This window comes from Deltaproteobacteria bacterium, assembly GCA_019309045.1.
In the GTDB taxonomy this organism is placed as follows: domain Bacteria; phylum Desulfobacterota; class Syntrophobacteria; order BM002; family BM002; genus JAFDGZ01.
Genome location: JAFDGZ010000145.1, coordinates 1 through 4,485, shown reverse-complemented (window position 1 = coordinate 4,485; position 4,485 = coordinate 1). Strand labels below are relative to the sequence as shown.

Genomic DNA, 4,485 nt, shown 5'->3' with positions numbered 1-4,485 from the left:
GCAAATGCCCATGCTATCCGGACTGGCATTGGCAGCCACGACCTCTATGGGCAGATTATGGTTTGGGCCAGCGGCATGGGGGTGGACGAGTCACTTATGAAGGTGATCACCATGGCGGCTGACGCGGCGCCTGCGGATTATATTCACCGGAAGGGCTGGGTTTTGATCGCCTGGTGGAATGCCTTGTGGCAGCTCTTGCATGCGTCTAACCTGGAGGAGGCGGTTGTGGACAGCGTGATGCGCGGTGGAGACACCGACACCAACGCGGCCATCTGTGGCGCGCTTCTTGGTGCTGTGTGCGGTCGGGATGCGATTCCCAGTCAATGGATTGAATCCTTGCTGCGCTGTCGGCCTCGAGCCGGAGAGGCGCATGTACGTCATCCGCGCCCGGAGTGTTTCTGGCCAGTTGACGCCTGCGAACTTGCAGAGCAATTGGTCTGTTGCGTGTAGCGATCCATAGGTGAAGCACAGAAAATGAATCTTGCCGGCTTGCCAAAGGGGCGATTTGCCCTGCAGCGGAGAAGACTGCGCTTCGTTCGAGATGAAAGAAGGTGGAGGTCGTCAGTAATATATTGACTTATTTTTGGGCTCTACTCGTGCGGGAGCACAGCTCACCGCGCCAATATCGACACCCCAAGCACACTGCACGCCGATCAACCCGATGATTGGAGCTCGTATTGGAGGGTGCCAACATGGCCACCATGATTCCGAACGACATTGATGAGTTCAAGACTGAGGGTGAGCGTCGCTTCTACGAGTTTATCCAATCCGCTGCCAAGCCGGACCAGAAATACACCTGCTGGTATACACCTGACATCAAAGGAAGAGAGCCGGACTTTGTTCTTTTCTCCGACGAGATCGGGCTTGTCATCTTTGAGGTGAAAGACTGGGCTCTGGGGCAGATTGAAGAGGCGAACCCCCTGACCTTCACCGTCATGATGGGTAAAGTGAGCAGGAAGCTGACAAACCCTCTACGGCAGGCGCGCCAGTACTTCGAATCTCTGAGGGAGAAAATTAAAGCTGACGGCCGGCTGGTTTCAAAAGATCCGCTGCATTACGGCAAGCACAAGGTTCCAATAGATTATGGTGTGGTGTTTCCTAACATCAACAAGTACCAATACTGCAGAAAGCAGCTTGACAGAGTGATTGAGACCAACCGCTGTTTCTTCTGGGATGATCTGCAGTCGAGTTCAGATATTCGCCGGGACCGGAGCGGCAGGTGCTTTCGGAAGACACTTGCACAGATGTTTGAGCCCAAGTTTCCCTTCAGTCTCACGGGAAAAGAATATCATCACCTCAAGCAGTTGCTGTTTCCAGTAGTACGAATCAATGACTCGGGGCGAAATACCTGTGCCTATGCTGATCTCAGCGAGCGGTGCAATGTCCTGGATGACAGTCAGGAGGCCATTGCCAGGAAATGTACCAGTGGCTGCCACATAGTTTCCGGCCCCTCCGGAAGCGGCAAGACTCTGATCCTGGCCCAGAAGGCAGCCTTCTTGAACCAATATAAACCTGAAATCAAGCGCATCCTTTTCCTCTGCTACAACATCACCCTGGTCAACTATATCAAGCGAATGCTTGCAGAGAAGGGCGTTGCCCTGGGTTCAGAAGGTGTTGAGGTGTACCATTTCTTTGAGCTCTGCTCAGAGATACTTGGCGAGGAAGTCCAATACGAAAAGGAGAGCAGGGAATACTACGAGCTGGTGGTTGAAGAGACACTTGCCGGGCTCGAGACCAATGGCATGAAGTATGAGGCCATTCTGGTTGACGAGGGGCAGGACTTCAGTCAGGGGATGATCGATGTGGTGCTCAACCTGCTCGATGACGAGACCAGCAACCTGACCATCGCACTGGACGAGGGCCAGAACATCTACGGGCGCAGCCTCGCCTGGCAGAAGGAGGGGGCCAGGCTGCCTGCAAGAATTGAAGCGGTCTCCAGGGTGTACCGGAACACAGTTGAGATAAGGCGTTTTGCAGAGAGATTGAAGGAGACGATTACGGGCAAGCAGGAGGAATCAGGCACTACCTACTGCGATGTGCATGGGCCCATGCCTGAGTTGAAACGCTTCAAGTCCTACGGAGAGATAGCGGATTTTGCTGCCGACCTGATCAAGACGCTCAGCGAACAAGGAGAATACCCTCTTTCAGAGATGGCTATTCTTTATGCCCGAAAATCATTGAAAGAGAGCGGCAATCTCCTCATCCCCAGAATATTTGCTGAGGCACTCGAGAGCAAGGGCATCATGTCCTGCTGGATCTCTCAGGACTACCGGGCCAAGAGAGCATATGACATCACCACCGAGACTGTGAGCATATCCACCATCCACAGCGCCAAAGGGCTCGATTACGGCTGCGTTTTTCTAGTAGGCCTCGACCAGCTGGAGTCGGGGATCTGGTCCGAGGAGCAGATAAGACGCCTCACTTATGTGGCCATCACCAGAGCCCGCCACAGGCTCTTCATCCCGTATGTGGAAGAAACAAAGCTCGTCAGCGATCTTATTTCCTGCCTGAAATAGCTGCTGTTGCCGACAATGGCTGACTTGTTCCGATCCGCTATAAACTTCGCCAATACATAATCACCTCCCATTCAAGAATTTCCCGCTTTTGACCTCATTTGTCACAAGCCACCGTTATCGTAGTGAGGGCCTCATGGACAGGTTGTGGGTAAAAAAGCCAACAAAGATGGTTTATTTCGCTGTCATGGGGGAATCTTTGCCAATTACGAAATGAGAGCATGAGGAGCCGGCCATGAGCATTAGACAACTTATTCAATTGGTCAAGATTTTTATCACCTTATGGATCCTGGCCCAGATAGGAGGGATCTTTTTCGGCCGATGATATAAAGTGCTGGATGTAATCGTAGTTAATACGTGACATGATTTGATCAGCTGTTGAATCTGTGGTCGGACCAAGTTAAGTAGTTGATATTGAATATTAAAACGTGAAAAACAGAGTCAAATATGGCCCAATAATCGCATTTTTGGGGTCAAAAAGGGCGGTTTAAGAAAAAAGTGATAAAGCCGAGACAAGTGTAAAATTCAAATAGCTGTCGGCTTCTCCCTCGTATGTCTTCTGTACTCTCACGATAAAACTTGTTCATCCGGCATTTGCAGGATGAACCATAAAAGTCTACCTTAAAGGCGTAAAGGTAGCTTTACTTCCTGCATTCTTTTAACATGAAAAATCGGATTGACATTCCGACTTTTCATGTTAAAATGTACCGCATGATTAATAGACCATTTTATCTGAAACAGCTATCGACATCGGTGCAGCGTTCTCCTGTTACTGCGCTTCTCGGCCCCAGACAAGTGGGCAAGACAACTCTGGCGCATATGTTCGGCCGAAACCAAATGGCCTTTTACTTCGATCTCGAGTCACAGCCTGACATACAGCGGTTGCAGAATCCTGAATTAGTGCTAGGCTCCCTTCAAGGGATCGTCGTTCTGGACGAAATCCAGAGAATGCCTGAACTGTTCAACGTTTTACGCGTTCTCGTGGATCGTCAGCATAACCAGGCGCGATTCCTTATCCTGGGCAGTGCCTCGCCTGATATCGTCAAAAATGTTTCCGAGACGCTTGCTGGCCGGGTGGAGTTCATAGAGCTCTCAGGCTTTGATCTGCAAGAGACTCACGCCGATTCCGTTTATAAACTCTGGTTGCGAGGCGGGTTTCCCCGTTCATTTCTTGCCGAATCAGACGAAGACAGCATGGCCTGGCGGGAAGGCTTCATTAGGACCTTCCTGGAACGTGACATCCCGCAGCTTGGAATTACAATTGCTTCAGTAGCCATGCGCCGCTTCTGGACTATGCTGGCCCATTACCATGGACAAACCTGGAATGCTTCCGAATTGGCCCGCTCCATGGGGCTTACCGACAAAACGGTGCGTTCCTACCTTGACGTCCTCACCGGGACCTTTATGGTCCGCCAGCTGCAACCGTGGTATGAGAACATTGGAAAGCGCCAGGTCAAAGCACCCAAGATATACCTGAGAGACTCTGGAATTCTCCACGGGTTGCTTAACCTGCCTGATCTTTATAGTCTCTTGGGCCATCCCCGAGTGGGCGCATCGTGGGAAGGCTTCGCACTCGAACAAATTGTGCAGATTGTCAGACCGCCTCAAGCATTTTTTTGGGCCACGCATACCGGTGCTGAGCTTGATCTTTTCTTTCTTTACAAGGGGCGTCGCTACGGGGCTGAATTCAAATTCAGTGAGGCACCAAAGATAACAAAATCGATGCGAATTGCCTTGGAGGATTTGAAGTTAGATCATTTGTGGATCATTTATCCTGGGCAGGATAGTTACCCAGTGGATGATAAGATATCTGTCAGATCGGTTAGCGATATTGGACATCTGGCGCAAGAAATGACCTAAATTCTTAAATATGTAGAGGCCTGAGGCACCCTGACCAATTCTTATAAAACGACGCGTTATCAATAGTTCGCTTTCCGCTGGCTGCGTCTCGGCGATTTACCTCGCTGAGAAG

3 protein-coding genes are annotated in these 4,485 nt (G+C 50.8%); all 3 read left to right on the top strand.

Features of this window, described 5'->3' with window-relative positions:
* Positions 1-450 (top strand): ADP-ribosylglycohydrolase family protein (locus JRI89_16765; protein ID MBW2072884.1); only part of this gene is annotated, 450 nt, incomplete at its 5' end.
* Between the two features lie 242 nt (positions 451-692).
* A complete protein-coding gene (locus JRI89_16760; GenBank protein MBW2072883.1) occupies positions 693-2,516 on the top strand; it encodes an ATP-binding domain-containing protein in 1,824 nt (607 codons plus the stop codon).
* A gap of 708 nt (positions 2,517-3,224) precedes the next feature.
* Positions 3,225-4,373: an ATP-binding protein gene (locus tag JRI89_16755; GenBank protein MBW2072882.1), complete on the top strand. Its 1,149-nt coding sequence runs from the start codon at positions 3,225-3,227 to the stop codon at positions 4,371-4,373.
* The last annotated feature ends 112 nt before the right edge of the window (positions 4,374-4,485 follow it).